This window comes from Streptomyces hypolithicus, from assembly GCF_052934925.1.
Genome location: NZ_CM128811.1, coordinates 3,412,828 through 3,436,456 on the forward strand (window position 1 = coordinate 3,412,828; position 23,629 = coordinate 3,436,456).

Genomic DNA, 23,629 nt, shown 5'->3' on the forward strand with positions numbered 1-23,629 from the left:
GCTTAGACCGACCGGCTCCATTGGGTTTCCGACCGCGGTTCGGGGGGGGGGGGGGGGGGGGGGGGGGGGGCGGAGCCCCGGCCCGTCAGGGGAGGTCGGCCAGTTCGGCCACTCCTGTGATGCGGTGCAGGGGGTACGTGCGGACCTCGTCCGCCGTGTGGTCGTACGCCGTCACAAAGCCCCCCTCCACCCGCACCGGCGCGATGACTCGCTGACTCGCCGCCCCGTCCGCGTTGACGTACCCGATCCACACCGCCGCCCCCGTCAGCGCCGCCGCCTGCACCGTCGCCAGCGTCTCCGCCGACGTCGTGCGGGGCAGCTCGCCGGGGGCCGTCGCACGGCCCGCCGTCGTCGCCGCCGGGACGTCCCGGCGTACCGCGGTGGACGCCATGTCGCCGGCCCGGATCGCCCGCAGCGCCGCCCCCAGCAGCGTGTCGTCCGGCGTCGGCGGACCCTCCGGGACCGGGGCGGGCGCGGTGCGCGGGGGCGTGCGGTAGGCATGCGCCCGAGTGATCAGTACGTCTCCGGCCGCCGACTCCGCAGCGGGCGCGAAGCCCATCGCGCGCAGGCCTTCGAGCAGGGTCGCCGGGTCGGTCTGCGCCGCCAGCACCGTCGGGGCGAGCCGCCGCAGACCCAGCGGCTGCGACCGCTTGTCGGCGAGGATCTCGCCCAGCATCGCGTCGTCGTCGCAGCGCACATACGCGGAGGCCGCCCCCACCCGCAGATGCCCGTGCTTGCGGGCCACGTCGTCGATGAGGTAGCTCAGCGGCTGCGGCACGGGCGTACGGCTGTGCGCCGCCAGGAAGGCGTGCAGGTCGGACGCGGCCCGCCCGGCGTCCAGCGCTCGGCGTACGGAGGCGGGCGTGAAGCGGTACACCGTCGCCCCGCCCTTCGACTCCACGTCCGCCAGTACGTCGAGCGTGTCGGCCAGCGGCCGCGCCAGCGGCCCCGGCGCGACGGCGGTGAGGTCCGCCTGCAGCAGTACGTGGTCCAGCGGCACCGGAATCAGCGGCGCGAGCAGCGCGGCGGCCCGCGCGGCGCCCACCGCCGCCTCTGCCGCCTCCTGCGCCCCGGACACGCGGCCGTCGTCGCGCGGCGCCCCCAGCAGCGCCCGCCCGTGCGAGGACAGCGCCCCGCGCCCGGTCAGGCCCAGCAACTCCGCCTCGTTCAGCGTCCACAGCGCGATCCGGGACCGCAGGTCACCCGAAGCGCCGGCGGACGACGTGCTGCCACCGACACCGACACCTCTGCCGCTTCCGCCACCGCCCCGCAGTGGCCGTTCCCAGCGCAGCCGGGCCAGCACCTGCTCCGGGGCGGGTGCGGCGGCCTCCGGGAGCGCGGCGAGCAGGGCGAGGACCCGGCGGCGTACCTCCGGGGCGGCCGAGCGGTCCAGGTCGGGGCCGAGCGTGGACAGGACACGCCCCTTCGCGTCCTGGCCGCCGACCAGCCCCGCCGTGCGCGTCGCGCGCAGCCAGGCGGTGGCGACGCGGATCCAGCGGTCCTGGGGCGCGAGGTCCAGCCACTCGTCGTACGCGGGCGTGGCGGCGTACCGCTCCGAGGCCTCGCCGTCCGCCGCCAACAGCCCTGCCGCGTAGGCGAGTTCCACCCAGAAGGCCGCCGTGCGCTCGGGCATGTCGAGGGCGGTGGCGGTCCGCTTGAGGTCGCGCACGCTCAGGCCGCCGGAGCGCATGACGGCCGGACCGCCCTCGTTCCAGTCCTTCAGCAGCTCCTCGATCGTCGCGAGCGCCGTGTACGCCTGGGCGGCGGCCGTGCTGTCCACAACCTGTGGACGGTATTCGGCGGCCGCCCCCACGACGGGCGCGACCGGCTCCGGCAGCCGGTGCGCGCGCCCGGCCCGCAGATGCAGCGCGGCCTCGCGCGGCAGTACGACCGTACGCAGACTCGTCGGCAGCAGCAGCCCCCGGTCGCGGAGCCAGCGCACCGGCGGCGCCGGGTCCGACGTCACCTCGCCGTACGGCGGCCCCCACACCAGTCGCTCCAGTACCAGCAGCGCGTCGCTCGGCGCGGCGTCCAGCAGCTCCGACATCCGGGTCCGGTCGCTGAACAGCGCGGCCAGCGCCGTCACCGCCGACACCGGGTCGTGCGTGGGCGGCAGCCCGGCGGCGGCCAGCGTCTCCTGCCAACGTCCGGGCGACATACCGGCGGTCGCCTCCGCCACGGTCGGGCCGAGACCGGTGGGGGAGGGGTGCCCGGCGGAGGGGGCGAGCAGTTCACGGGCCGTACGCACCAGCCGCAGCCGGTCGTCGGCGCCCCACAGCAGCGCCTGCTCGCGGAGCGCGGCCACCGCGCCGGGCAGCGCCGCATCGATCGCCGCGTCGCCGTCGTCGCCGGTCATCAGGGCGCGCAGTGCCTCGTACGGAGCCGGGTCCGGGGCCACCGCGAGTGCCTCGGCGGCCTGGATGGTGAACCGGTCGAGCCGTTCCAGGGCGCGCACGACGGAGGCGCGTGTCGCCGCGCGGGTCGCGAGCTGCGACAGGTCGCCGGGCACGGGCGAGAGCAGATCGGGCCGGGCACGCATCAGCGCGGCCAGCGACGCGTCGCCGCGGCCGCGCAGGGCTTCCGCGAGCGTGCGTGGTGGCGTTGCGCCTGATCCTTCGGACACGTGCGCCTCCTGGTTGCGCTCGCCGGTCCCCATCCGCCCCACGGTAGCCGGTGTGGCGCTACCGTCGGTGCAGGCGAATTTGGAAGGTGAGGGGACGGACCAGCACGTGGGGATCGAGAGCGATCAGCTCGTCTACGACTTTCTGAGCCGGGTCGGCGACCTGGCTCAGCAGCACAAGCTGCCCTCCGGGGCGCGGATGCGGCTGGTGTCCACGCTGCGCGAGGAGATCGACCGCCAGCGCTCCCGGTCCGGCCCGGACTCTCCCGCGGCCGTACGCCGCATCCTCGGCCGGATGGGATCGCCGGCCGAACTGGTGCGGGCGGCCGCGTCGTCGGGCGGCGACCTGCCCGGCTTCGGGCGGGAGACCGACACCGCGCCGCCGCGGGTCGTACTCCCCGAGCAGCGGGACAGGTCGGCCGCGCTCGACAAGCTGCCGGGTCCGGACAGGCCGTCGGGCCGGGAGAAGCCGTCCAGCCCGGAGAGGTCGGCCAGCCCGGACAAGCCGCCGGGGCGCGGTCGCCGGATCCCGCGTCCGCGCGGGCGCGAACACCGCAGGCCGGACACGGACATGGAGGTCTGGGACCCGTCCCCGCCCGCCCTCCCCTCCTCGGCCGCCTCTCCACCCCACCTCGCGGGTACGGACGAACTCGGCTCGCAGGGCAGCGAACCCGACTGGTGGCGCGTCGAGCCAGGTCCGTTCGGGATGGGGGTCGATGTGCCGGGGTTCGTGGGCGGCGTGGAGATCCCGGAAATACTGCGGCCACCGCCGGACAGGGACGCGCAGAAGCCGGCGGAAACGGCCGCGGACACGGAAGCGGACTCGGAGGCGGACACGAAGCCGGGGCAGGGCTCCCCGCCCGCCGTCCCCGCCCCGCGCGCCTCGCGCTGGTGGCGGCCGAGGTTGCGCCGCACGGCCCCCGTGGTCGCGCAGACCGTCGTCGTGCCGGCCCCCCGGCGCCCGGTCGGCGTCCTGCTCCTGCTCGCCGCCGCGTTGCTGGTCGCCGGCGCGGTCCTCGGCAACTGGCTGGCGCTGGGCGGCGGCTGGCTCCTCGCGTACGCCTCGCGGCGGATCAGCCGCGCCGAGGCGAAGTGGGTGGTGCTCGGCCTGCCGGGGCTGATCGCGGCGGGCGGGCTCGTCTGGCTGTGGGGGCGGGGCGAGGGCCGGTGGGGCGAGCCGATCGCACCGGAGGCGATGGGCGAGGCGTTCGCCGGCATGTGGCCGGTGCTGGTACGGACGGCGGCCGTCGCCTCCGCGCTCTACCTGGTGTGGCGGGCACGCAGGCGGTGAACGGTCGCCCGGCGCGCGGCCGGACGCGGCAGTGCTGAGCCGGACGCGGCAGCCCTGAGCCGGGCGTGGTACTGCCGAGCCGGCATCAGTACTGCTGAGAACGCGTCAGCTGTGCGTCAGGCGGCTCCGCACCCCACGTTCGGACCCGTTTCCGGACCCGTTTACCGGGGCCGCCCCGGACGCCGGACGTGCGCCGCCCGGTGCCGGCGCGTGGGGTACGGCGGCCGCGCGGTCCGCCTCGCGGGGGCCCGGTGGGGCCCATGGGGCGCCCGGGATCACCAGGGGGGAACCGGTCACCGGGTCCGGGACGACTATCGCGTCCAGGCCGAAGACCTCCCGTACGAGATCCGCCGTCACGATGTCCCCGGGCCGCCCCTCCGCGACGATGCGGCCCTCCTTCATCGCCACGAGGTGATCCGCGTACCGCGCCGCCTGGTTGAGGTCGTGCAGCACCGTCACCACGGTCCGGCCCCGTTCGCCGTCCGGCGCCGGCGTGGCCAACTGGCGTACCAGGTCCAGCACCTCCACCTGGTGGGCGATGTCGAGGTACGTCGTCGGCTCGTCCAGCAGCAGCACATCCGTCTCCTGCGCCAGGGCCATCGCGATCCACACCCGCTGCCGCTGACCGCCCGACAGGGCGTCGACCGGCCGCTCGGCGAGCGCGGTCACGTCGGTGCGCGCCATCGCGTCGGTCACCGCACGCTCGTCGTCGTCCGACCACTGCTGCCACCAGCGCTGATGCGGCTGCCGCCCGCGTGCGACCAGGTCGGCGACGGTGATCGCCTCGGGCGCGACCGGTGTCTGCGGCAGCAGACCCACCGCCTGGGCGATCTTCTTCGTCGGGATCGTCGCCAGCTCCGCGCCGTCCAGCAGCACGGCCCCGCCGCGCGGTTTGAGCAGCCGCCCGAGCGCCCGCAGGGTGGTGGACTTCCCGCACGCGTTCGGCCCGACGATGACGGTGACCCGCCCGTCGGGCACGGCCAGGTCGAGTTCGTGCACGACCGTACGGTCCTCGTAGGCGAGCGTCAGCCCGCGCGCGGTGAGCCTGCTCACGCCTTGCCTCCAGAGCGGCCGTTACGGCCGGAAACGATCAGCCAGATCAGATACGGGGCGCCCACCGCCGCCGTCAGCACACCCACCGGCAGCTCCGTGGGCGACAGCAGCCGCCGGGCCAGCAGATCCGCCGACACCACGATCAGCGCGCCCAGCAGCGCCGAGCCCAGCAGCGGGATCTGCGCGGTCCGGGTCAGGCGGCGGGCGATCTGCGGTGCCAGCAGCGCCACGAAGTCGACTGGCCCCGCCGTCCCCGTGGCCACCGAGGCCAGGACTACGCCGGTGAACACGAGCCCGAGCCGCACCCGCCCCAGCCGCACACCGAGCGCGGTCGCCGTGTCGTCGTCCATCGACACCGTGCGTTGCGCGCGTGCCGCCCACAGCACCGCGGGCAGCAGCGCCACCAGCACCCACCCCAGCGGCGCCGCCTCGTCCCAGCCCCGCCCGTTGAGGGAACCGGTCATCCAGATCTGCGCCTGCTGGGCGACGAGGTAGTCGCCCTTGGTCAGGAAGAGGTGCGTGATCGACCGCAGCGCGATGGCGAACCCGATGCCGACGAGCACGAACCGGGTGGCGTGCAGCCCGCCGCGCCAGGCGAAGGCGTACACGAGGGCGGCGGCGAGGACTCCGCCGGCGACCGAGAGATACGGCAGGACGGCGTACGACGTGATCCCGAAGGTCATCGCCCCGACCGTGAGCGCACTCGCGCCCTGGCTGATCCCGATGATGTCGGGGCTGGCCAGCGGATTGCGCGCCACGGTCTGGATGAGTGCCCCGGCCACCCCGAACGCGGCGCCCACCAGCAGCCCCACCACCAGCCGGGGAGCCCGCAGCGTCCCGACGACGAGTTCGTCCGCCGAAGGCCGCCCCAGGAGGACCTTCAGCACCTCACCGGGCGCGATGAAGCTCTCACCGACGCAGAGGTACGCCACACACACCCCGGCCAGCGCCAGCAGAAGGCCCCCGGCCACTACACCCGCACGCCGGTGCAGCAGGAAACGCCCCGGCCCGACCCGTACGACCGCGTACCCGGCGGGCCGGATTCCGTCGGGCCGACCGCCGTCGGGCCGACCGCCGTCCGGCCCGCCGCCGGGGCCGCCGGGCCGGACGCCCGTCACGACGCCGCCCGTCACGCCGGTACCGCCTTTCGTCGTACGAGAGCCACCAGGAACGGCACGCCGATCAGCGCCGTCGTCACACCCGCCGGAACCTCGCCCGGCGGGAAGATCACGCGCCCCACCACGTCCGCGACCAGCAGCATCACCGGGCCGATCAGCGCCGCCATCGGCAGCACCCACCGGTGGTCGCTGCCCACGACAGCCCGCGCGATGTGCGGCACCGCGAGCCCCACGAAGGCGATCGGACCCGCCGCCGCGACGCCCACCCCGGTCAGGACGGTGGCGCCGACGCCGCCCACGATCCGTACCGCGGCGACGTTCTGGCCGAGCCCCTTCGCCACGTCCTCACCGAGCGCCAGCGCGTCGAGCCCGCGCGCCACCGCGAGCACCAGCACCGCGCCCACCAGCAGGAACGGCCAGATCTGCCCGACCACTTCCGCATCCCGCCCGGCCACCGAACCGACCTGCCAGAAGCGGAACTCGTCCAGCGCCGCCGCCTGCGTCGTCAGGACCGCCAGCGTCACCGACGCGAGCAGGGCGTTGATCGCCGCGCCGCCGAGCGCGAGCTTCACCGGGGTCGCGCCGCCGCGCCCGCTCGCCGCGATGGCGTACACCGCGACCGAGGCGGCGGCCGCGCCGGCGAACGCGAACCACACGTACCCGGACAGCGAGTGGATCCCGGCGAACGCGATCGCCAGCACCACACCCACCGACGCGCCCTGGCTGATCCCGAGGATCCCCGGATCGGCGATCGGATTGCGGGTGATGCCCTGGAGCACCGTCCCAGCGAGCGCCAGCGCCGCCCCGACCATCAGGGCGATGAGCGTGCGCGGGACCCGGAGCGTACGGACGACCTCGGCGGCGTCGCTGCTGCCGCCGTGCAGCAGTACGTCGAAGACCTCGGACGGCGGGATGGACCGCGCCCCGACCGCCAGGCTCAGCAGCACGGAGACCAGCAGCGCGACGAGGGCCGCCGCCGTCCAGCCGATGCGACGGGTCACCAGGGCGCGTCCGGAGCGGCTGGTAGTGGCGGCTGGCATCTGAACCGATCACATTCCGGAGGTAAGGGTTGGCTAAGTGTACGGGCGGGGCCGCGCACCCCCGCAGGCACAATGGCCCCCATGACCTCGCACCCACTGCCCGGCCCGCTGCCTCACCCGCTGACCGTCGGCTTCGACCTCGACATGACGCTGATCGACTCCCGCCCCGGCATCAGGGCCGTGTACCAGGTACTCGCCGCCGAGACCGGCACCCACATCGACGCCGAGCTGGCCGTGACCCGCCTCGGGCCGCCGCTGGAGCAGGAAATGGCGTGCTGGTTCCCGGCGGAACACGTCGAGGAGATGTGCGACCGCTACCGCGAGATATATCCGACGTACGCGATCACGCCATCCACGGCGCTGCCCGGCGCCCGCGAGGCGGTGGCCGCCGTGCGCGCGGCGGGCGGACGCAGCGTCGTCGTCACCGCGAAGCACGAGCCGAACGCGAAGCTCCACCTCGCGCACCTCGGCATCGAGCCGGACGCCCTCGTGGGGTGGCTGTGGGCCGAGGCCAAGGCGGAGGCGCTGCGCGAGTACGGCGCCTCGGTGTACGTGGGCGACCACACCGGCGACGTACGGGGCGCCCGCGCCGCCGACGCCCTGTCCGTGGCCGTCCCGACGGGCCCCTGCGACGCCGCTGAGCTGCGGGAATCCGGTGCGGACGTGATTCTGGCGGACCTCACGGCGTTCCCGGCGTGGCTGCGTACCTACTGCGACGAGGTCGCCGCGCGCGCCTGACGGCGTTGCACGGCGATCGACTTGAGGACCCCGCCGGCTGCGATCGCGAAGCCGACGCCCATGAGCATGCACACGGCGTACGCGACGGTCGGGAACGGCTCGGTGCCGAGGAACAGCGGGGCCACAGTGACCAGCGTGGCCACCGCGCCGACGAAGAAGACGATCGCGCCGATACGAACGAGCCGGTCACCGGGGCCGGCCTCGGCAGAGTGGGTTTCAGTCATCACCCGGCCAGGGTAGTTCCCTGCCCGGAGGAACAACCCGGGGACGTCTTGTCACCGGCCCCAGGACCATTAGCCTTGGTCCTGGCGGGTCACTGGCGACCCGCTGTAGTGCTGTGCAGAGCCTTTCCCGGGCGAAACCGAGCCCCGGGACCCCGACAGGTACGAGGACGAGGACAGACGGTGCCCACCGGCAAGGTGAAATGGTTCAACGTGGAGAAGGGCTTCGGCTTCCTCTCCCGCGACGACGGCGGCGACGTCTTCGTCCACTCGTCGGTGCTCCCCGCCGGAGTCGACGCCCTGAAGCCCGGCCAGCGCGTGGAGTTCGGCGTGGTGGCGGGTCAGCGCGGTGACCAGGCGCTGTCGGTGGTGATCCTCGACCCGACCCCGTCGGTCGCGGCGGCGCTGAGGCGCAAGCCGGACGAACTGGCGTCGATCGTGCAGGACCTGACGACGTTCCTGGAGAACATCACCCCACAACTGGAGCGCGGCCGCTACCCGGACAAGGCGGCGGGCTCGAAGATCGCGGGCCTCTTGCGCGCGGTGGCCGACCAACTGGACGTCTGAGCGCCCCCACGCTGCCCACGCCGCCCTCCGGGCGGTGTGCCAGCCCCCGGACACCCCTAGCTTGAGATTTAACCTCCGGATTCGAACAGCTCCGACCAGCCCTTCCTGCCGCACGAGCAGGCCCCGCAGCACAGTCGGAAACCTAAGCAAGTCGGGACAAACGGTGCGCATGCTGGTTCCGTGAAGCCGACTTGCGGTCGTGTTCGAGCGGCGAGGTTAAATCTCAAGCTAGGTCGTGTTTCAGAAGTCCCGTCTGTCTCGCGTGGTCTGGCACTTCCCCAAGGTCTCGGCTCCGCTCGACCAGGGGAGACCCCATCCTCGCCGCGTTGCCGAAATGCCCTAGTAGCTCCGCTACGAGACCATCCCGGCGCCTTGCGATCGCACGCGCCAGACCACGCGAGACCCGCCCTCCGGGCGGACGACGCTACTTCTAGAACACTCCCTAGCCGAACGACAGGGCGTCCGGGGCCAGCGGGGGGACCAGGCCCTCCGCTGCGGCGCGGGTGAGGAGCCCCCGTACCGCCGCGTAGCCTGCCGTCCCCAGATCCGCCGTGAACTCGTTCACGTACAGCCCGATGTGCTGGTCCGCCACTGCCGGATCCATCTCCTGTGCGTGCTCCAGCACATAGGGGCGGGACGCCGCGGGATCGTCCCAGGCCATCCGCACCGACGCCCGCGCCGCCTGCGCCAGCTCGCGCAGCCGCTCCGCGCCCAGCGAGCGCTTGGCGATGATCGCGCCGAGCGGGATCGGCAGGCCGGTGGTGTTCTCCCAGTGCTCGCCCATGTCGGCCAGGGAGTGCAGCCCGTAGTCCTGGTACGTGAAGCGCGCCTCGTGGATGACGAGTCCCGCGTCGACCTTGCCGTCCCGTACCGCGGGCATGATCTCGTGGAACGGCATGACGGCGATGTCGCCGACCCCGCCCGGCACGGCCTCCGCCGCCCACAGCCGGAACAGCAGATACGCCGTCGAGCGCTCGCTCGGCACGGCGACCCGCTTGCCGGTGAGGTCCACCCCCGGCTCGCGCGTGAGCACCAGGGGACCGCAGCCCCGCCCGAGCGCCCCGCCGCACGGCAGCAGGGCGTAGTCGTCCAGGACCCACGGCAGCACGGCGTACGACACCTTGAGGATGTCGAACTCGCCGCGCTCCGCCATCGCGTTGGTGATGTCGATGTCCGCGAAGGTGACGTCGAGCGCGGGCGCCCCCGGCACGCGGCCGTGGGCCCAGGCGTCGAAGACGAACGTGTCGTTCGGGCAGGGGGAGTACGCGATCTTCAGAGCGCCGGTCATGGTTGCGCCGGTCATGGTTGCGTCAGTCATGGCTGTCCCAACCTTCGAGTACGGGCAGGAGCTTCCCGAACGCCCCCGTCAGCGCCTCCAGCGCTTCCCCGATGCGCCAGGCGGCCCGGTCGCGCGGCCCCACGGCGTTCGACACCGCGCGGATCTCCAGCACCGGCACCCCGTGCTGGACGGCGGCCTCCGCCACCCCGAAGCCCTCCATCGCCTCGACGGCGGCGGACGGGTGACGGGTGCGCAGTTCGGCGGCGCGGGCGGCGGAGCCGGTCACGGTGGAGACGGTCAGCACGGCCCCGGTGAGCGCCCCGGCCGCGTCGGCCACGGCCCGTACGAGCGCGGCGGGCGGCCGGTGCTCCACGGTGCCGAAACCGAGGGCGGTCACCGGGACGTATCCGCCGGGGGTCTCGGCGCCCAGGTCGGCGGCGACGATCGCGTCGGCGACGACGACGGACCCGAGCGGGGCCACTTCGGCGAACCCGCCACCGATCCCGGCCGAGACGACGAGCCCGTAGGGCCGCTCACCGCCCGCCCCCGACCGGGCGAGAGCCAGCGCGGTCGCCGTACCCGCCGCCGCGGCGGCGGGACCGACCCCCGCGGCGACGACCTCGACCCCGACCGGGCCGGGGCCCAACGCGCGCGTGACCGCGTCCCGTTCGGCGGGGACCGCGGTCACGACGAGTACACGCATCAGTGTTCCTCCTGGTCAGGAGGCGGTCGGATGGTCAGGAGGTCAGGCAGGCCAGCAGGTCAGGAGGACTTCTCCAGCTTGAAGTGCCAGATGCCGGTGAGCTTCTTGCCCTTGGTCTCCACGATGCTGACCTGCGCCTCGTTCGGGCTCGGAGTGCCCGGCTGCTGCGGCTGCGTCGCGGCGAAGAACGCGCTGCCGGGGACGGTCCTGTACGTCTTCTTGAACGGCTCCTGCTCGGCCTGCTGACCGTTGATGAAGAGCGTCCAGCCGTCGTCGGCGATCTCCGGGTCGACGCCGAAGCGGACCTGGTTGTCCATCGAGACCTTGACGACCTTCTCGGCCTTCTTGTTCAGGCAGCCGTCGAGCAGCGAGTTCTTGATGGGCTCGCCGTCGTTGTAGCAGGTCGCTTCGGTGTTGATCGAGTCGGTGCCGACCGTCACGGTCGCGAGCGGCGTCGGCTTGTCGCAGGCGGACAGCACGAGGAGTCCGGCCGACACGGCACCGATCACGGTGGCGGTGCGGCGGGCCTTACCAGAGGGGAGCGCAACGGTCATGGGGCGAAGGCTATCGCCCGACCCGCCTCACGCCACGCGGGGGTGCGGCGTGCCGCGCCGCGCTGCGGTCAGCAGGCCGCGTACGGACAGGGCGAAGCCGGTGGCGAGGAGGCAGGCGGCGACCGACATGCCGAGCGAGCCGTTGAGGGGCAGCAAGATCCCGATGGCCCCGCCCACCACCCAGGCCATCTGGAGCAGCGTCTCGGAGCGCGCGAACGCCGACGTCCGCACCTCCTCGGGTACGTCGCGCTGGATCAGGGCGTCCAGGGACAGCTTGGCCAGCGCCTGGCACAGCCCGGCCGTCGCGCCGAGCGCCGCCACCATGATTCCGCCGAAGAGCAGGGCGGCGCAGACGGCCATGCCCAGCGTCAGCCCCAGCACGGTCGCGATGATCGCCTCCGGGCCGCGGGCCTTGAGCCAGGCGCCCACCGCCGTACCGCAGGCGTTGCCCACGCCGGCCGAGACGCCGACGACGGCCAGCGACACGGCGGCGCTCTGCCCGGACAGCGGATGCTCGCGCAGCAGGAACGCCAGGAAGAAGATCAGGAACCCGGAGAGGCTGCGCAGCGCCGCGTTCGCCTGGAGGCCGTGCAGTACGGACGGGCCCACGGTGCGCAGGCCGGGCCGGCGCGGCGCGTGACCGTGCTCCAGCAGGGTGGCCTTGCGCTCGCCCTTCGCCGAGTCGACCTTGGGCGGCATGGTGAAGGCCAGGAACGTACCGACGATGAACAGCACGCACGCCCCGTACAGCGGCCAGGAGGGCCCGATCTGCTGGAGCCCCACTCCGATGGGCGCGGCCGCGCCGGTGGCGAGCAGCCCGGCCAGGGTGACCCGCGAGTTGGCCTTGACCAGGGAGAAGCGGGGTGGGAGAAGGCGTGGCACGACGGCGCTGCGTACGACGCCGTACGCCTTCGAGGACACCAGGACGCCGAGCGCCGCCGGATAGAGCTCCAGGCCGCCGGTCGCGACCGCGCCCGACATGGCGAGCGCGAGCAGCGCACGGGCCAGCATCGCGCCGGCCATCGCGGCGCGGCGGCCGTGCGGGAGGCGGTCGAGGAGCGGGCCGATGACGGGGGCGAGGAGGGTGAACGGCGCCATGGTGACGGCGAGGTAGAGGGCGACGCGGCCGCGGGCCTCGTCGGTGGGGACGGAGAAGAAGACGGTGGAGGCCAGCGCGACCGTGATCATCACGTCGCCGGCGCCGTTGACGGCGTGCAGCTCGATCAGTTTGCCGAGGCCCGACTCGCCCGCGCCGTGTGCGTGCGTGGCGCGCCGGATGCCCTTCGCCGTACCGGTGAAGGGCAGATGGAGGGCGCGGCCGACTGCCCGGCCCGTCCTGCCCAGTGGACCGGATCCGTCGGACGACTCGGACGACTTTGCGGCAGCCACCCCGTCATAGTGCCCCAAGGTCCGCCAGGTGCACCGGTAAACGGGGCGGAGCCGCGCTGCCGTGCCAATCTCTTGGCATTCTCCGGGCATACCGGACTCTCCAGGACTCTCTCCCGGGTTCCCCGCGTCAAAGGGGGCGTGCAGGTGGGCGGTGGGCGGCGAAGGAGGTAGCGTGCGTAGCGCGCCACCGGCGGTTGTCCTCGGCCGCGCGCCTCTCCGTCATCCCGCAGAATGGGTGGTGGAAAGTGCGCCCGAGACCGAGACCAGGTCGGGCGCGGACGTCGACGCGGCCCTTCGGTCCGCTCCGCCCGCAGCTCGTACCTCGTATCTCGTACCTCGTACGGGCATCCGTTGGCGCACCCGTGAGACGGCGTAGGAGAGAAGCGAGACCTGTGAGTGCTGCGACGACGCGAAGCCGAACCCCTGACCGCCTGTGCGCCGAGGCGGTAGACCTTGCCCGTGGGGCCGCCGAGGAGGCCGCCTTCCCCGGGGTGGTCGGCGAGCATGTCTCCTGCTTCTCGGAGGGTGACCGGGTCGTCACGCACCTCTTCGAGTGCGAGGAGCCCGGCTACCGGGGCTGGCGCTGGGCGGTGACCGTGACCCGCGCGTCGCGGGCCAAGCTGGTCACCCTTGACGAAACGGTGCTCCTGCCGGGGTCCGACTCGCTGCTGGCACCCGAGTGGGTGCCGTGGAGCGAGCGGCTGCGCCCCGGCGACATGGGTCCGGGCGATCTGCTTCCCACCGAGGCGGAGGACCTGCGCCTGGAGCCCGGCTACACGGGTGGCGACACGCCGCCGCCGGACTCGCCGGTGTCCCACGAGATGGCCGAACTCGTCGAGGCGGAGGACGCCGAGGTCACCGACGGTCCGCCGGCCATGCTGCCGCTGGTCCCCACCCGGGGTTCGATCGCGTCGGTCGCCGAAGAGCTCGGGATGCGCCGGGCGCGAGTCCTGTCGCGGTACGGGCTGCACATCGCGGCGGACCGCTGGGACGAGGCGTACGGCGCGAAGACCCCGATGGCGCAGGCGGCGCCCGCCACGTGTGTCTCGTGTGCCTTCCTGGTGCCGCTGGCGGGGTCGCTGCGCCAGGCGTTCGGTGTCTGCGCGAACGAGTTCGCGCCGGCCGACGGGCGTGTGGTGTCGCTGGCGTACGGGTGCGGGGGGCACTCGGAGGCTGCGGTCATGCCGACGCCGCTGCGGCCTGCGCCGCATGTTCTGGACTCGATGGCTTCGGACGTGTTCGTGCTGCGCCCGGACCCGGAGGGCGGCTCTGTTCCGGCCACGCCGGACCTCCCGACCGAGGAACTGGGCCACTCCTGACCCCGGGCTCCGCCCCGGACCCCGCTTTTCGGTCCGGGGCGGAGCCCGCATCCCACGGCCAGGTGGACGCCCCCATGCCGTCCGCGCGGGATACTTGCCGCCCGTACACACGGGTAGGCCCGTACACACGGGTAGGCGCGTCAGCAGAAGCACCAGTACCGGACGAGCGGAGAACAGCGTGAGCGTCACGGCCACCGACGAGGCAGACCCCTTCGGGACGGCGCGGCTGCGGCGCGGGGTGCTCGACGCGTGGAGCGCGAGCCCCGCCCGGTTCCGCGAGGACGCCAACGCCGAGGAGGACCTTGCCCTCGGTGGCTACCGCGACCGCCTCGTCGTCGAGCTGGCCCAGAACGCCGCCGACGCCGCCGCCCGCGCCGGTGTCCCCGGCAGGCTCCGGCTCACCCTGCACGCCGCCACCCCCGACGGCACGCCCGCGATTCTCGCCGCCGCCAACACCGGCAGCCCCCTCGACGCCGTCGGCGTCGAATCGCTCAGCACCCTGCGCGCCTCCGCCAAGCGCGAGGACACGGATGGCGCCGTCGGCCGCTTCGGCGTCGGCTTCGCCGCCGTACTGGCCGTCAGTGACGAGCCCGCCGTACTCGGCCGGCACGGCGGCGTCCGCTGGTCCCTGGAGGAGGCGCGGGCACTCGCCGTCCAGGCGGCTGCAGCCGGGTCCGGGTCCGGGTCCGCGTCCGCGTCCGCCGGGCTCGGCGACGAGCTGCGCCGCCGCAACGGCCACGTACCCCTCCTGCGCCTCCCGCTCCCCGCCGAAGGCACCGCCCCGGCCGGGTACGACACCGTCGTGGTCCTGCCGCTGCGCGACGGCGGCGCCGTGGACCTCGCCCGGCATCTCCTCGACGGCATCGACGACGCACTCCTGCTCACCCTGCCCGGCCTCGCCGAGGTGACCGTCGAAACCCCCGACGCCACCCGGACGTTGACCCGCAGCGACCACGACACGTACGTCCACATCCATGACACCGGCACCACCAATGGCACCGGCACCGACCCCGCGCACGCCCACGCCACGACCCGCACCACCCGCTGGCGCACCGTCACCCGCTCCGGCCCCCTGGAGCCCGCCCTCCTCGCCGACCGCCCCGTCGAGGAGCGCCTGCGCCCCCACTGGGCCGTCACCTGGGCGGTTCCCGTCGCCGAGGACGGCGCGCCGCAGCGCCCCCGCACCGCGCCCGTCGTGCACGCCCCCACGCCCACCGACGAGCCCCTCGGCGTACCCGCCCTGCTGATCGCGTCGTTCCCGCTGGACACCACCCGCCGCCACCCCGCGCCCGGTCCCCTCACGGACTTCCTCGTGCAGCGCGCGGCCGACGCGTACGCCGAACTGCTCGGCGACTGGCAGCCCGTCTCCACCGGCACCGTCGACCTCGTTCCCGGCCCGCTCGGCAAGGGCGAGCTGGACGGCGCCCTGCGCGCCGCAGTCATCGCACGGCTGCCCCGCGTCGCCTTCCTCGCGCCCGCGGCTCCCTCGGAGGAGCTGACCGCGCTGCGCCCGTTCGAGGCGGAGGTCGTCGAGGGCGCGGGCGCCGACACCGTGGGCGTGATGGCGGAGGTCCTGCCGACGCTGCTGCCCGCCGGCCTGGAGCGCCGTCCCGAACTCCGCACCCTCGGCGTGGGCCGCCTCCCGCTCGGCGACGCCATCGAGCGTCTCGCGGGCGCCGAGCGCGCCCCGTCCTGGTGGCGCCGGCTGTACGTGTCCCTGGCCGGCGTCGACCCCGACCGGCTGTCCGGGCTCCCGGTGCCGCTCGCCGGCGGCCGTACGGTCATCGGCCCCCGCCAGGTGCTCCTCCCGCTGCCCGGCACCCCCTCCGACGGTGGCGGCACCGACGGCGGCGACGCAGCCCCCGGCCGGCTCGCCCGCCTCGGCCTGAAGGTCGCCCACCCCGACGCCACGCACCCCCTCCTGGAAAAGCTCGGCGCCCTCCCCGCCACCCCCCGAGCCGTCCTGACGACCCCCCAGGTCCGGGCCGCCGTAGCCGCGTCGATGGACGACAACGAGATCTGGGACGAGGACGCGCCCGACGCCGAGGAGCTGGCCGAGACCGTCCTGGCGCTCGTACGGGACGCCGACCTGGCACCCGGCGACGAGCCCTGGCTCGGCGCGCTCGCCCTGCCCGACGAGGACGGCGAACTCGCACCCGCCGGCGAACTCGTCCTGCCGGGCAGCCCGTTCGCGCAGATCATGCGTGCGGACGAACTCGCTCTGTGCGACGCGGAACTGGCCACCCGCTGGGGTCCGCAGCCCCTCACCGCCTGCGGCGTGCTGGCCACCTTCGCGCTCGTACGCACCACCGACATCGTCCTGGACCCCGACGAACTGGAGCCCCGTCAGGGCGACTTCGCCGAGCCCGACGACGCGGGGCTACTCGACGCCGTCGACGTGTGGTGCGAGGACATCCTCGACCAACTCCCCGACACCCCCCTGCCGCCGGTCGCCACCGAGCTCGTCGCCGTACGGGACCTGGAGCTCGTCGACGACGACGCGTGGCCGCAGGCTCTCGCACTGCTCGCCCAGCCCCCGCTGCGGGACGCGCTGACCCAGCCCGTGCGTGTACTGCTGCCGGACGGCACGACGCAGTCCGTACGGCCCTACACCGCCTGGTGGCTGCGGGACCACCCCGTACTCGGCGGGCGCCGCCCCGCGGGCCTGCGCTCGGCCGGCGGCGACCCGCTGCTCGACGGCCTCTACACGTCGGCGGACGCGGCCGGCTTCGACGACGAGCAGGTGCTGAGGGCGCTCGGCGTACGGACCTCCGTCTCCGCGCTGCTCGACGAGCCCGGCGGCGCCGCCGAACTCCTCGGCCGCCTCGCGGACCCGGCGCGCACGGTCACCGGGCCCCAACTGCACGCCCTGTACGGCGCCCTGGCCGACCTCGACCCCGAGCAGGTCACCCTCCCCGACGAGCTGCGCGCGATCGTGGACGGCGAGGTGCGGGTGGTCGACGCGGCCGACGCGGTCGTCGCCGACGCCCCCGACCTGCTGCCGCTCTGTGCCGGGCTCGCGCTGCTGCCGGTGGCGCCGTCCCGCGCCGCCGACCTGGCGGACCTGCTCCAGGTGCGGCGCCTGGGCGAGTCGACGGACGCGGACGTGACCACCGACGGTGTGCGGCGGGACGTCCCCGAAGCGGTGCGCGTCCTGCTGGGCGCCGGCACCCCGGCGACGTACATCGAACACGAGGAACTCCTCGCGGGCGGCGTTGAACTGGACTGGCGCCGCACCCCCGACGACATCGTCCACGCGGCGACGCTGGAGGGCGTGGCGGCAGGCCTTGCCTGGTCGGCGGGGCAGTGGCCGCGCCGGTTCGAGGTCGCGGCACTGATCGAGGACCCGTCCCGCACCGAAGAGCTGGCGCGCGACCGCTGGTTCGACTGACAGCCCCAGCCCCTTAACGCAGCCCGTTCTACAAACTCCGTTTACGAACTCTCCACATCGTCCCTACACTTGGTTCGACACTTCAAGATCCCGCCGGGGGGGAAACGCGGCGGGATCGCATCCATGTGGGGACTTACATACATGCGCATACGTGCCACTGTGGCCGCCGTTACGGGCGCCCTGGCCCTGTCCGCCCTCGTCGCACCGGCCGCCCAGGCGGACGGTCACTACGGTGACACCGCCATCACGAATGTGGTCGTCAACGGCGGCAAGAACGTCGTGGTCGGCACCACGAACGTCAAGACGTTCACCGTCGCGGTCACCGCGTCGGACGACTCCGGCATCACCGGGATCGACCTGACGCTCAACGGCCCCGGCTTCGGCTCGATGCAGCCCACCGACGTCGACTGCACGGGCAACACCTGCACCGGCACCTTCTCGGTCGACCCTCGGGTCGACCTGGCCTACGCCAACGACCAGGCCGGCACCTGGTACGTCGACGCGTGGGTCAACGCGGCCGACGGCGACTTCATCTGGAAGGAGAAGGCCGGCTCCTTCAAGCTCCAGCGCTTCGCGACGCTGACGCACAACGCGGCGCCCGAACCGGTCACCAAGGGCAAGCCCGTCACGATCACGGGCAAGCTGGCCCGCGCCAACTGGGAGTCCTTCACGTACCGGGGCTACACCGTCCAGCCGGTGAAGCTGCAGTTCCGCAAGGCCGGCACCAGCACGTACACCACGCTCAAGACGGTGACCACGAACAGCTCCGGCGACTTGAAGACCACCTCCACGGCGGTCTCCGACGGCTACTGGCGCTACTCGTTCGCCGGTACGACCACCACCCCGGCGGTCACCACCGCGGGTGACTACGTCGACGTGCGCTGAGTACCCTGCACGCCCCCCGCTACGCGGGAACGCGGCGGCGGTCGACCCGGTGCCACACCAGCTCCAGGCCGGCCGCCGCCACCGCCGCGATGCCCACCGCCGTCCACGGCATCGTCGTACCCACCAGCTTCAGCGCGAAGAAGTCCTGCAGCCACGGCACCACCAGCACCACCACAAACCCCAGCCCCATCGCCGCCACCAGGCCGACCCGCCACCAGGTGTACGGGCGGGCCACGATCGCCAGCACCCAGACCGACACCAGGAACAGCGTCAGCGTCGCCACGCTCGTCTCGGCGGCGAGCGCGTCCGGGCCGCTGTAGTGCGACCGGGCCAGGAGGTACGTCACGAAGGTCGCGGACGCCGCGATGATGCCGCCCGGGATCGCGTACCGCATCACACGGCGCACGAAATTCGGCTGCGCGCGCTCCTTGTTCGGGGCCAGGGCGAGGAAGAACGCCGGCACGCCGATCGTCAGCGTCGACAGCAGCGTCAGATGCCTCGGCAGGAACGGGTACTCCACCTGCGAGACGACCACCAGGATCGCCAGCAGCACGGAGTAGACCGTCTTCGTCAGGAAGAGGGTCGCGACCCGCGTGATGTTGCCGATCACCCGGCGCCCCTCCGCGACCACCGAAGGCAGCGTCGCGAAGCTGTTGTTGAGCAGCACGATCTGCGCGACCGCCCGCGTCGCCTCCGAACCCGAGCCCATGGCCACGCCGATGTCGGCGTCCTTCAACGCGAGTACGTCGTTGACCCCGTCGCCCGTCATCGCGACCGTGTGGCCCTTCGACTGGAGCGCCGCCACCATTTCGCGTTTCTGCCGCGGGGTGACCCGGCCGAAGACCGCGCCCTCGTCCAGCGCGTCGGCCATCCCCACCCGCTCGGCGGGCAGCGTGCGGGCGTCGACGGTGCCCCCGGCGCCCGGCATCCGGAGCTTGGCGGCTACCGCGCCGACCGACACCGCGTTGTCGCCCGAGATGACCTTCGTGGCGACGTTCTGGTCGGCGAAGTACCGCAGCGTGGCGGCCGCGTCGGGGCGCAGCCGCTGCTCCAGGACGACCAGGGCGGTCGGGTGCGAACCGTCGGTGAGCCGCGGGTCGTCCAGCTCCTTGGCGCCCGTGACGCGGGTGAGCAGCAGCACGCGCAGGCCCTGTTGGTTGAACTCGTCGATCTCGTCGGCGAAGGGCGCGCGCGCGTCGTCGGCCAGCAGCACGTCGGGCGCGCCAAGCAGCCAGGTGCTGGCGGTGTGCCCGTCGCCCTCGATGAAGCTCGCCCCGCTGTACTTGCGGGCGGAGGAGAAGGGCAGCGACTCCGTGCAGCGCCAGGAGCCCGCGGAGATTTCTGAGTCGGCTGAGCCTGGTGCGTCTGGTGCGTCTGGTGCGCCTGCTGCGTCGGCTGGGTCTTCGGCCGGGTACGCGTTCCTGATCGCCTGAAGGCTCGCGTTCGGCCGCGGGTCGGACTCGCCGAGCGCGCCGAGCACCGTGCGTACGTACACCTCGGCTCGGGCGGCGTCGGCCGCCCCGGCGGTCAGTGCCGCCCCGGAACCGGTCAGTACCCGCACCTCGGTCACGTCCATGCCGCCCTCGGTGAGCGTGCCCGTCTTGTCGAGGCACACGACGTCCACGCGCGCCAGCCCCTCGATCGCGGGCAGCTCCTGCACCAGGCACTGCCTGCGGCCGAGCCGGATCACGCCGACGGCGAAGGCGACCGAGGTGAGCAGCACCAGTCCCTCGGGGATCATCGGGACGATGCCGCCGACGGTGCGCGCCAGAGAGTTCTTGAAGTCGGTCTCCTTGACGACCAGCTGGCTGATGATGAGGCCGATCGAGGTCGGCACCATCAGCCAGGTGACGAACTTGAGGATCTGGTTGATGCCGCTGCGCAGCTCGGAGTGGACGAGCGTGAAGCGGGACGCCTCCTCGGCGAGCTGCGTGGCGTACGCCTCGCGGCCGACCTTGGTGGCCGTGAACGCGCCGCCGCCAGCCACGACGAAACTGCCGGACATCACCTGGTCGCCGGGGTGCTTGAGCACCGGGTCGGCCTCGCCGGTGAGCAGTGACTCGTCGATCTCCAGGCTGTCGCTCTCCACGACCTCACCGTCGACGACGGCCTTGTCGCCCGGCCCGAGCTCGACGAGGTCGCCGAGGACGATCTCCGAGGTGGAGACGGCGGCGGAGGCCCCGTCCCGGCGGACGGTCGGTCTGGCCTCGCCGATGACGGCTAGGCCGTCGAGGGTCTTCTTGGCGCGCAGTTCCTGGACGATGCCGATGCCGGTGTTCGCGACGATCACGAACCCGAAGAGGCTGTCCTGGATCGGCGCGACGAACAGCATGATCACCCAGAGCACGCCGATGATCGCGTTGAACCGGGTGAAGACGTTGGACCGGATGATCTCGGCGGTGGAGCGCGAGCTGCGCACCGGTACGTCGTTGACCTCGCCGCGGGAGACCCGCTCGGCCACCTCCGCCGCGGTCAGCCCGGCCGGCCGCCCGGACGCGGGGAGCGGGACGGGGTGTACGGGGTCGAGCTCGGAGCCCGCGTCGATCTCTGCCCGCTGCGTCATGTTGTCGACGGTACGGCGGGACCTGCCGATCGGCAGTGCGGATTACGGGCGTGATCCGGCGGGTTACTGGGCGGAGCCCGCAGCTTCGGCGGAGCCGGCGGACCCGGCGGACTTCGAGGACCCCGTGGACCCGGCCTCCGCCTCGCGCCGCAGCGCCGCCTCGCGTCCTCGCACGTACCAGATTCCGATCAGCCCGAGTCCGGCGCCGGCCAGGAACGTCCACACCCACCAGGTCCAGCCGCGGTCGTCGTACCAGCCGTAGAAGGGGAGCTGCACCAGGAAGAGGGCGAACCAGACAATCGTGCCGCCGACGACGGTGGCCATGACCGGCCCTTCGAGGGGCTCGGGTGCCTCGTGCTGGGGGGTCCACTTCGCCATGGGGTCAGTGTAGGGCGCCCGGACATCGGGGCGGCGGGGTAGGGGCTGTCCGGCGAGGACGTAGACGGGGCAAGGGTCTACGCGCGGAGATAGCGATCTTCCTCTTATGTATTCATACTGAAACGGCTTTCGTCTGACTGGTTATGTTCGTCCGAACATCCAAGGTCGACCGTTTCAGCTCCTCTCTCCAGGGCCCCAAGAGCCCCTTCTTCCGCATGAGGTCACGCATGTCTCCCTCGGCCACGGCTCCGGTCGACGCCAAGCAGCCGCCGTCTCACCAGGGATCGCAGAACGGTCTCGACCGGTTCTTCAAGATCTCCGAGCGGGGTTCGACCGTGTCCCGTGAGATCCGCGGCGGCCTGGCCACGTTCTTCGCGATGGCGTACATCATCGTGCTGAACCCGATTATCCTCGGCAGCGCGAAGGACATGTACGGCAACCAGCTCGACGGCGGCCAGCTGGTCACCGCCACCGTGCTGACCGCCGCGTTCTCCACGCTGCTGATGGGCGTCATCGGCAATGTGCCGATCGCGCTCGCCGCCGGCCTCGGCGTCAACACCGTCGTCGCACTCCAGCTCGCCCCGCGCATGAGCTGGCCCGACGCCATGGGCATGGTGGTTCTCGCCGGTTTCGTGGTGATGCTGCTCGTCGCCACCGGCCTGCGCGAGCGGGTGATGAGCGCGGTGCCGCTCAGCCTGCGCAAGGGCGTCGCGATCGGCATCGGCCTGTTCATCATGCTGATCGGCCTGGTCGACTCGGGCTTCGTCTCCCGCATGCCCGACGCCGCGAACACCACCGTCCCGCTCCAGCTCGGCGGCGACGGCCATCTCAACGGCTGGCCGATCCTGGTCTTCGTGCTCGGCGTGCTGCTCACGCTGGCGCTGATCGTCCGCAAGGTGCCGGGAGCCATCCTCATCTCGATCGTCATGATGACCGTCTTCGCGCTCGTCATTCACGCACTCGCCGACATCCCGGCGCGAACCTGGGGCCTGACCACGCCCGAGTGGCCCGGCAATCCGGTCGCGAGCCCCGACTTCGGCCTGGTCGGCGAGGTCAGCCTGTTCGGCGGCTTCGAGAAGGTCGGGCTGCTGACCGGCGTCCTGTTCGTCTTCACCGTGCTGCTGTCCTGCTTCTTCGACGCCATGGGCACGATCCTCGGCGTGAGCGACGAGGCCAAGCTGCTGGACGAGAAGGGGAACCTGCCCGGCGTCAACAAGGTGCTGCTCATCGACGGCGTCGCCGTCGCCGCGGGCGGCGCGACCTCCAGTTCCGCCACCACCTGCTTCGTGGAGTCCACGGCCGGAGTCGGCGAGGGCGCGCGTACCGGCCTCGCCAACGTCGTCACCGGCGGCCTGTTCGCCGTAGGACTCTTCCTCACGCCGCTGGTCACGATGGTCCCGTCGCAGGCAGCCACCCCCGCGCTGCTGGCGGTGGGTTTCCTGATCCTGTCGGGCTCGGTCAAGGACATCGACTGGAGCGACCACACTGTCGCCATCCCGGCGTTCCTGACCATGACGATGATGCCGTTCACGTACTCGATCACGAACGGCATCGGCATCGGCTTCGTCAGCTTCTGCGTGCTGCGGCTCGCGGCGGGGCGCGGGCGCGAGGTGCCGGTGGCGATGTACGCGGTGGCGGCGGTCTTCGGCTTCTACTACCTGATGCCCGCGCTGGGTCTCACGTAAGTCTCCCTGCGTCTACTGCCTCACATCAGGGTCTACTGCCGCACGTCAGGCCGTGGAACTTCCCCGTAGAACTTCTCCGTCTCGTCGACCGCCGTATTGAAGCGTTCGTCGAAGTCGTCGCGAATGAGCGTCCGGACCACATAGTCCTGGACGCTCATTCCGCGTTTGGCGGCATGATCCCGGAGACGGTCGAGCAGCTCACCGTCAATGCGCAGGCTGAGCACTGTGGATCCCATGTCGAAGAGAGTCGCGGGCCGCGCCCCGGAGATGCGTCACTTTCCGGCCTCGACTCACTCGTATGGGTGATCCAGGCGCCCGCCGGACACGCCCGCGATCCCACTGGTATTTAGCGTGGGTAATGAGTTAAGCTAACTACATGCCTGACCTGTCGCACGACGGCAACGCTGCCGCCGTGAACTCCCTGCGCTCCGCCGTCATGCGGCTGGGCCGGCGCCTGAAGCATCAGCGCGTCGACGAATCGCTGAGCCCCACCGAGATGTCGGTGCTCGGCACCCTCGCCAACTGTGGCTCCGCCACGCCCGGCGAGCTGGCCCGCAAGGAGCATGTGCAGCCGCCCTCGATGACCCGCATCGTGGCGTTGCTGGAAGCCAAGGGGCTGGTCAGGCTGGAGCCGCACCCCGACGACCGCCGGCAGAAGGTGGTCAGCCAGACCGAGACCGCCGAGGCGATGCTCGAAGAGAGCCGCCGCAAGCGCAACGCCTGGCTGGCCGGACTCGCCGAGGGTCTGGACGAGGACGAGTGGGCGAAGCTGCGCGCTGCCGCCCCGGTCCTGGAGAAGCTCGCGCACCTCTGACGCACCCCACCGACCCCGCGC

The 23,629-nt window shown here is 72.8% G+C and carries 20 protein-coding genes; 8 read left to right on the forward strand and 12 right to left on the reverse strand.

The window, feature by feature from the left end; all coding sequences use genetic code 11:
* Nucleotides 1-85 precede the first annotated feature (85 nt).
* On the reverse strand, nt 86-2,656 hold the full coding sequence (locus ACU6WZ_RS16225; RefSeq protein WP_447028767.1) for a helicase-associated domain-containing protein: 2,571 nt from the start codon (nt 2,654-2,656) through the stop codon (nt 86-88).
* Between the two features lie 73 nt (nt 2,657-2,729).
* Between ACU6WZ_RS16225 and ACU6WZ_RS16230 the strand changes: the two genes are divergently transcribed.
* Nucleotides 2,730-3,911: a hypothetical protein gene (locus tag ACU6WZ_RS16230; RefSeq protein WP_447028768.1), complete on the forward strand. Its 1,182-nt coding sequence runs from the start codon at nt 2,730-2,732 to the stop codon at nt 3,909-3,911.
* Between the two features lie 105 nt (nt 3,912-4,016).
* Here ACU6WZ_RS16230 and ACU6WZ_RS16235 read toward each other — a convergent pair whose 3' ends face one another.
* The 3 genes from ACU6WZ_RS16235 to ACU6WZ_RS16245 all read right to left on the reverse strand — a co-directional run bounded on the left by ACU6WZ_RS16235 (nt 4,017) and on the right by ACU6WZ_RS16245 (nt 7,122).
* Nucleotides 4,017-4,964 carry an ABC transporter ATP-binding protein gene (locus ACU6WZ_RS16235; protein ID WP_447028769.1) on the reverse strand — a complete coding sequence of 316 codons (948 nt, stop codon included), beginning with the start codon at nt 4,962-4,964 and terminating at the stop codon, nt 4,017-4,019.
* Nucleotides 4,961-6,007 (reverse strand): FecCD family ABC transporter permease, encoded by a 1,047-nt coding sequence (locus tag ACU6WZ_RS16240; RefSeq protein WP_447034065.1) that lies wholly within the window; start codon nt 6,005-6,007, stop codon nt 4,961-4,963. Before ACU6WZ_RS16240 ends, ACU6WZ_RS16235 begins: the two co-directional genes overlap by 4 nt.
* Before the next feature lie 86 nt (nt 6,008-6,093).
* The gene (locus tag ACU6WZ_RS16245) at nt 6,094-7,122 is read right to left on the reverse strand and encodes a FecCD family ABC transporter permease (protein ID WP_447028770.1); all 1,029 of its coding nucleotides are present in this window, start codon (nt 7,120-7,122) and stop codon (nt 6,094-6,096) included.
* Between the two features lie 72 nt (nt 7,123-7,194).
* Between ACU6WZ_RS16245 and ACU6WZ_RS16250 the strand changes: the two genes are divergently transcribed.
* Nucleotides 7,195-7,860: an HAD family hydrolase gene (locus ACU6WZ_RS16250; protein ID WP_447028771.1), complete on the forward strand. Its 666-nt coding sequence runs from the start codon at nt 7,195-7,197 to the stop codon at nt 7,858-7,860.
* Here ACU6WZ_RS16250 and ACU6WZ_RS16255 read toward each other — a convergent pair.
* Nucleotides 7,830-8,084: a hypothetical protein gene (locus ACU6WZ_RS16255; RefSeq protein ID WP_447028772.1), complete on the reverse strand. Its 255-nt coding sequence runs from the start codon at nt 8,082-8,084 to the stop codon at nt 7,830-7,832. The genes ACU6WZ_RS16250 and ACU6WZ_RS16255 overlap by 31 nt on opposite strands.
* A gap of 180 nt (nt 8,085-8,264) precedes the next feature.
* On the opposite strand from ACU6WZ_RS16255, the gene ACU6WZ_RS16260 reads away from it, so the two are divergent.
* Nucleotides 8,265-8,648 carry a cold-shock protein gene (locus tag ACU6WZ_RS16260; RefSeq protein WP_447028773.1) on the forward strand — a complete coding sequence of 128 codons (384 nt, stop codon included), beginning with the start codon at nt 8,265-8,267 and terminating at the stop codon, nt 8,646-8,648.
* Between the two features lie 442 nt (nt 8,649-9,090).
* Here the strand turns inward: ACU6WZ_RS16260 and ACU6WZ_RS16265 are convergent, their stop codons facing one another.
* Genes ACU6WZ_RS16265 through ACU6WZ_RS16280 form a run of 4 tightly spaced genes read right to left on the reverse strand, consistent with a single transcriptional unit; the run spans nt 9,091 to nt 12,591 of the window.
* A complete protein-coding gene (locus ACU6WZ_RS16265; RefSeq protein ID WP_447028774.1) occupies nt 9,091-9,966 on the reverse strand; it encodes a 1,4-dihydroxy-6-naphtoate synthase in 876 nt (291 codons plus the stop codon).
* On the reverse strand, nt 9,959-10,630 hold the full coding sequence (locus ACU6WZ_RS16270; RefSeq protein WP_447028775.1) for a futalosine hydrolase: 672 nt from the start codon (nt 10,628-10,630) through the stop codon (nt 9,959-9,961). Before ACU6WZ_RS16270 ends, ACU6WZ_RS16265 begins: the two co-directional genes overlap by 8 nt.
* Before the next feature lie 59 nt (nt 10,631-10,689).
* Entirely contained in the window at nt 10,690-11,184 is a 495-nt protein-coding gene (locus ACU6WZ_RS16275) for a DUF2771 domain-containing protein (protein ID WP_447028776.1), read from the reverse strand.
* Between the two features lie 27 nt (nt 11,185-11,211).
* Nucleotides 11,212-12,591 carry an MFS transporter gene (locus tag ACU6WZ_RS16280; RefSeq protein WP_447028777.1) on the reverse strand — a complete coding sequence of 460 codons (1,380 nt, stop codon included), beginning with the start codon at nt 12,589-12,591 and terminating at the stop codon, nt 11,212-11,214.
* Nucleotides 12,592-12,965: 374 nt separating this feature from the next.
* Here ACU6WZ_RS16280 and ACU6WZ_RS16285 point away from each other — a divergent pair, with 374 nt between their 5' ends.
* From ACU6WZ_RS16285 to ACU6WZ_RS16295, 3 genes are all read left to right on the forward strand, one after another.
* Nucleotides 12,966-13,892, forward strand: coding sequence for a DUF3027 domain-containing protein (locus ACU6WZ_RS16285; RefSeq protein ID WP_447028778.1), 927 nt, complete (start codon nt 12,966-12,968; stop codon nt 13,890-13,892).
* 178 nt (nt 13,893-14,070) lie between these two features.
* Nucleotides 14,071-17,283 (forward strand): sacsin N-terminal ATP-binding-like domain-containing protein, encoded by a 3,213-nt coding sequence (locus ACU6WZ_RS16290; protein WP_447028779.1) that lies wholly within the window; start codon nt 14,071-14,073, stop codon nt 17,281-17,283.
* Nucleotides 17,284-17,424: 141 nt separating this feature from the next.
* Nucleotides 17,425-18,168, forward strand: a complete 744-nt coding sequence (locus ACU6WZ_RS16295) for a calcium-binding protein (RefSeq protein WP_447034066.1) — start codon at nt 17,425-17,427, stop codon at nt 18,166-18,168.
* Between the two features lie 19 nt (nt 18,169-18,187).
* Here ACU6WZ_RS16295 and ACU6WZ_RS16300 read toward each other — a convergent pair whose 3' ends face one another.
* Nucleotides 18,188-20,731: an HAD-IC family P-type ATPase gene (locus ACU6WZ_RS16300; RefSeq protein ID WP_447028780.1), complete on the reverse strand. Its 2,544-nt coding sequence runs from the start codon at nt 20,729-20,731 to the stop codon at nt 18,188-18,190.
* Between the two features lie 63 nt (nt 20,732-20,794).
* Nucleotides 20,795-21,109 (reverse strand): DUF2530 domain-containing protein, encoded by a 315-nt coding sequence (locus ACU6WZ_RS16305; protein WP_447028781.1) that lies wholly within the window; start codon nt 21,107-21,109, stop codon nt 20,795-20,797.
* Nucleotides 21,110-21,336: 227 nt separating this feature from the next.
* Here ACU6WZ_RS16305 and ACU6WZ_RS16310 point away from each other — a divergent pair, with 227 nt between their 5' ends.
* A complete protein-coding gene (locus ACU6WZ_RS16310) occupies nt 21,337-22,794 on the forward strand; it encodes an NCS2 family permease (protein WP_447028782.1) in 1,458 nt (485 codons plus the stop codon).
* Nucleotides 22,795-22,826: 32 nt separating this feature from the next.
* Here ACU6WZ_RS16310 and ACU6WZ_RS16315 read toward each other — a convergent pair whose 3' ends face one another.
* Nucleotides 22,827-23,030, reverse strand: a complete 204-nt coding sequence (locus tag ACU6WZ_RS16315) for a ribbon-helix-helix protein, CopG family (RefSeq protein WP_447028783.1) — start codon at nt 23,028-23,030, stop codon at nt 22,827-22,829.
* A gap of 140 nt (nt 23,031-23,170) precedes the next feature.
* Here ACU6WZ_RS16315 and ACU6WZ_RS16320 point away from each other — a divergent pair, with 140 nt between their 5' ends.
* Nucleotides 23,171-23,608, forward strand: a complete 438-nt coding sequence (locus ACU6WZ_RS16320; RefSeq protein ID WP_447028784.1) for a MarR family winged helix-turn-helix transcriptional regulator — start codon at nt 23,171-23,173, stop codon at nt 23,606-23,608.
* Nucleotides 23,609-23,629: the final 21 nt, after the last annotated feature.

Excerpts from the sequence above, each read along its gene's own strand:
- ACU6WZ_RS16275 (WP_447028776.1), bottom strand. The coding sequence starts at position 11,184 with ATGACCGTTGCGCTCCCCTCTGGTAAGGCCCGCCGCACCGCCACCGTG.
- ACU6WZ_RS16320 (WP_447028784.1), top strand. The coding sequence starts at position 23,171 with ATGCCTGACCTGTCGCACGACGGCAACGCTGCCGCCGTGAACTCCCTG.
- ACU6WZ_RS16310 (WP_447028782.1), top strand. The coding sequence starts at position 21,337 with ATGTCTCCCTCGGCCACGGCTCCGGTCGACGCCAAGCAGCCGCCGTCT.
- ACU6WZ_RS16270 (WP_447028775.1), bottom strand. The coding sequence starts at position 10,630 with ATGCGTGTACTCGTCGTGACCGCGGTCCCCGCCGAACGGGACGCGGTC.
- ACU6WZ_RS16300 (WP_447028780.1), bottom strand. The coding sequence starts at position 20,731 with ATGACGCAGCGGGCAGAGATCGACGCGGGCTCCGAGCTCGACCCCGTA.
- ACU6WZ_RS16295 (WP_447034066.1), top strand. The coding sequence starts at position 17,425 with ATGCGCATACGTGCCACTGTGGCCGCCGTTACGGGCGCCCTGGCCCTG.
- ACU6WZ_RS16305 (WP_447028781.1), bottom strand. The coding sequence starts at position 21,109 with ATGGCGAAGTGGACCCCCCAGCACGAGGCACCCGAGCCCCTCGAAGGG.
- ACU6WZ_RS16245 (WP_447028770.1), bottom strand. The coding sequence starts at position 7,122 with ATGCCAGCCGCCACTACCAGCCGCTCCGGACGCGCCCTGGTGACCCGT.
- ACU6WZ_RS16250 (WP_447028771.1), top strand. The coding sequence starts at position 7,195 with ATGGCCCCCATGACCTCGCACCCACTGCCCGGCCCGCTGCCTCACCCG.
- ACU6WZ_RS16225 (WP_447028767.1), bottom strand. The coding sequence starts at position 2,656 with ATGGGGACCGGCGAGCGCAACCAGGAGGCGCACGTGTCCGAAGGATCA.
- ACU6WZ_RS16315 (WP_447028783.1), bottom strand. The coding sequence starts at position 23,030 with ATGGGATCCACAGTGCTCAGCCTGCGCATTGACGGTGAGCTGCTCGAC.
- ACU6WZ_RS16255 (WP_447028772.1), bottom strand. The coding sequence starts at position 8,084 with ATGACTGAAACCCACTCTGCCGAGGCCGGCCCCGGTGACCGGCTCGTT.
- ACU6WZ_RS16265 (WP_447028774.1), bottom strand. The coding sequence starts at position 9,966 with ATGACTGACGCAACCATGACCGGCGCAACCATGACCGGCGCTCTGAAG.